We start from the raw sequence: 3,907 nt of genomic DNA on the forward strand, positions 1-3,907 counted from the left end.
GTTTGAATTCCTTCTATAATAGAAAGAATGTTTTGACGTACTGGTTGGTTCGTTCAGTTTTCAAAGATCAAAATGTTTTGTGCGCCGTTCAAAACAGCGACTTGATTAGTATATCATAGTTAGTTGTTTGAAGTCAACAACTTTTTTCATAATTTTCTTGTGAGCCGTTTCCGGCTTTTCGCTTCTCTCTTAAAGCGACGCTTACTAATATACCATGTGATATCGTTATGTGTCAATAACTTTTTCCATGAATTTTATAAGCATTGTTGCCGCCTGCTCTTAAAGCGACAAATAATAATTTACCACGCTTTTACGATTGAATCAAGGGTTTTTAAAATAAAAATTATTATTTTATTTAATAGAAATAAAAAGACTCAACCGATCAATCGGCCGAGTCTCTTCATTGATTAGTCACGGTTACGCATTTGTGGGAAAAGTAATACATCTCTAATGGAAGGAGAGTCTGTCAATAGCATGACCAGACGATCGACCCCTATACCTAGTCCACCAGTTGGAGGCATTCCATATTCAAGAGCCTCGATGAAGTCTTCATCCATCATATGCGCTTCATCGTTTCCTTCTTCACGTTCTTTCAATTGCGCTTCAAAACGTTCACGCTGATCAATTGGATCATTAAGCTCAGAGAATGCATTCGCATGCTCACGACCTACAATGAATAACTCAAATCGATCAGTGTAACGCTCATCTTCTGGGTTTTTCTTCGCAAGCGGAGAAATCTCGATTGGATGCCCGTAAATAAATGTAGGCTGAATAAGCTTTTCTTCCACTCGTTGTTCGAAGAATTCGTTTACGATATGACCGAAAGTCATTGTATCTTTAACTTCTATGCCATGTTCATGAGCAAGTTCTTTTGCTCTCTCATCGCTCATCTGCTCCCAGAAGTCTACTCCAGTGTATTCTTTAATAGCATCCACCATGTGTAGACGTGTCCATTCCGGCTCTAAATTAATTTCTTGTTCATTGTAGGTGACAGTCGTGCTGCCAAGAACTTCTTTTGCAATATGCGCGACCATATTTTCAGTCAAGTTCATCACATCATGATAGTCCGCATACGCTTCATACAGTTCAAGCATTGTGAATTCAGGGTTATGGCGAGTCGAGATTCCTTCATTACGGAATACACGTCCGATTTCATAAACCTTTTCCATTCCACCAACGATCAACCGCTTCAAGTGAAGCTCAATCGCAATACGCATATACAGCTGCATATCAAGCGCGTTATGGTGAGTAATGAATGGGCGCGCGGATGCTCCACCAGGTATGCCATGCATTAATGGTGTTTCTACTTCTAGAAAACCTAAACCATCCAAATACCTGCGCATGGATTGAATGATTTTACTGCGAGTAACAAATGTATCGCGGCTTCCCGGGTTCGTAATTAAATCTAAATAACGCTGGCGATAGCGTTGTTCTACGTCTTGCAAACCATGGAACTTCTCCGGAAGTGGGCGCAAGGATTTTGTTAGAAGTTGGAACTCCCCGGCTTTCACAGACAGTTCCCCCACTTTTGTCTTGAACATGGCACCTGTTACACCGACGATATCTCCAAGGTCAGCAGTTTGGAAAACTTCATAAGCTTCTTCTCCAATAGCATCTTTACGAATGTATAACTGAATTTGACCCGTCAAGTCTTGAATGTGAGTGAAGCCAGCTTTTCCTTTTCCGCGCTTCGTCATGATTCTTCCAGCAATGGTCGCAGGGATCTGCTTTTCTTCAAGCTCCTCTTTGCTGTACTGGTCATATTTCTCTTGAAGGTCTTGAGCGTAATCTGTTCGTTCAAACTTGCTGCCGAAAGGATCTAATCCTTGCTCACGGTAAGAATTCATCTTCTCTCTACGCACCCGCATATGTTCGTTGAGTTCTTCTGACACTGTAATCACTCCATTCTTCATCTATTTTTATGTGGTAAATGATCCGCTTCAATAAATAAAACTGCCAGCTCTGAACTGGCAGTATTCTAACTATGATTTAGTATAGAAAAGTCCTTGCATCGTGTCAACGTAGAAGGAGTTTGGGATACCTCCATACTCTCTTCCAGCTCATTAGCAAAATCGTAAAGGATGTTAAGCATCCACCGTTTCCTTTGAGGCTTATCAAATACCATGAGGCATGCTTGCACATTTCCATGATTGCTACTTTTTCATTTTTTAATCAAATCAATCGCTCGCTGTGAAGCGTATCAATCGTTCTCTACTTGTCGAACAACTGATTAAAGGTTAAATCTTTCCCCATTCTCGCACACTCTCTACTTCATCCTTAGGAAGAGCTTCGAGGATGTCAAGGACACTCCGCTCCAGGTGAGGAAGAAACGCCTCTTGATCTAGTTCTGCTAAAGGAACCATAACAAAAGCTCTCTCCTGCATATGCGGATGGGGGATAGTTAAACGCTCTGCTATCATATTTTCTTGATTATAGAGCAAAATGTCAAGGTCTATTGTCCGAGGTCCCCACTTCACAATCCGTTTACGCCCCAGTTCTGATTCGATGCTTTGACAGTGATCGAGCAATTGAAGCGGCGATAAGGATGTGGTGACTTTTACCACCATGTTCAGAAAATCACTTTGATCTGTATAACCTACTGGGGCAGTTTCATAGACTGCCGACTTCTCGATGACATTAATCTCTCTAGGTTCTTCCAACATCTCTATTGCACTTTTAAGGAATTCTTCTCTTTTGGAAATGTTGGACCCAAGGGCAATATAAGCCGTCTTCATTAGTGTCTGCTCCTATAGATCTCAATGGCAACCGACTTGTAATGGCCAGGTATCGGAGGGTCTGGTTTATAAACTTTTACTAAGCATGCATCGATGAGGCCGAATTGTCCGAGTAATTCACCCGCTAATTTTTCAGCTACCGTTTCTACCAATTTGTAAGCTTCTCCCTCGACGACTGTCTTAGTGGTTTCATAAAGCGCCCCATAGTCCACTGATTTAGTCATATCGTCAGTTTCTGCTGCTGGTTTAAGGTCCAATTCAAGCTCTAAATCAACGTAAAAACGTTGACCGAGTTTATTTTCTTCCGGAAAAAGTCCGTGATAGCCCCAGAACTCCATTTGGTTCACATAGATCTTATCCATTTGATTCATCCTTTCCCATCATGGCATCCATCATTTTTGTCATTCGAACAATTGGCTTCACATCATGTACACGAACAATTTGCACACCTTGTGAAACGCCATAACAAACCGTTGCCCCTGTACCTTCCATCCGTTCATCTTTAGGTAAATCTAAGACTTGGCCGATAAAAGATTTACGCGATGTTCCCAAAAGAAGCGGGTATCCTAAGTCATGAAACTGATGAAGGTTCCTCATTACTATAAGATTGTCTTGTGGTGTCTTCGCAAAGCCTACCCCTGGGTCAAGAATAATATGCTCATCTTTTACCCCAGCTTTTTTAGCAATCGCTATGCTGTCTTTCAAATCTTGCTTCATATCATCAATGAGTGATGAATAACGCTTGTCCTTTCGGTTATGCATGAGAACAATCGGGACATCCGTAGCTGCCGCAACTTCAGCTATACCCGGCTCTTCTTTCGCACCCCATACGTCATTGATAATGGAAGCTCCTGCTTCTATTGCCTGTTTAGCAACTTCAGCTTTATATGTGTCGATAGAGATCGGAATATCGAGTTTTTCTTTCAACTCCCGTATTACGGGTATAACACGTTCAATTTCCTCTGATTCTGAAACAGGTACATGACCGGGACGCGTTGATTCTCCACCGATATCAATAACGTCAGCACCATTGCTCTCCATTGCTACTGCTTGAGCAACCGCAGCATCAATGTCATTGTATTTTCCGCCATCTGAAAAAGAATCAGGAGTAATATTTAAAATTCCCATCACGAACGTTCTAGAGGATAGGTCATATGTTTTTTTGCTTGTTT

General features: G+C 41.5%; 4 protein-coding genes. All 4 read right to left on the reverse strand.

The annotated features are described in order from the left end of the window. Positions 1-407 precede the first annotated feature (407 nt). Complete coding sequence (lysS, locus tag LD39_RS02130) at positions 408-1,892, reverse strand: lysine--tRNA ligase (protein ID WP_035542395.1); 1,485 nt, start codon at positions 1,890-1,892, stop codon at positions 408-410. A 345-nt stretch (positions 1,893-2,237) separates the two neighbouring features. Further along, positions 2,238-2,735: a 2-amino-4-hydroxy-6-hydroxymethyldihydropteridine diphosphokinase gene (folK, locus tag LD39_RS02135; protein ID WP_035542397.1), complete on the reverse strand. Its 498-nt coding sequence runs from the start codon at positions 2,733-2,735 to the stop codon at positions 2,238-2,240. Continuing rightward, positions 2,735-3,097 (reverse strand): dihydroneopterin aldolase, encoded by a 363-nt coding sequence (gene folB / locus LD39_RS02140; RefSeq protein WP_035542399.1) that lies wholly within the window; start codon positions 3,095-3,097, stop codon positions 2,735-2,737. The genes folK and folB overlap by 1 nt, the downstream gene beginning before the upstream one ends. Further along, positions 3,090-3,907 (reverse strand): dihydropteroate synthase (folP, locus tag LD39_RS02145; RefSeq protein ID WP_035542400.1); only part of this gene is annotated, 818 nt, incomplete at its 5' end. The genes folP and folB, both read right to left, overlap by 8 nt.

Source organism: Halobacillus sp. BBL2006, assembly GCF_000786645.1.
Lineage (GTDB): Bacteria > Bacillota > Bacilli > Bacillales > Halobacillaceae > Halobacillus.

Bases quoted from the DNA above. Each gene is read 5' to 3' on its own strand.
- folK (WP_035542397.1), bottom strand. From the start codon at position 2,735: ATGAAGACGGCTTATATTGCCCTTGGGTCCAACATTTCCAAAAGAGAA.
- folB (WP_035542399.1), bottom strand. From the start codon at position 3,097: ATGGATAAGATCTATGTGAACCAAATGGAGTTCTGGGGCTATCACGGA.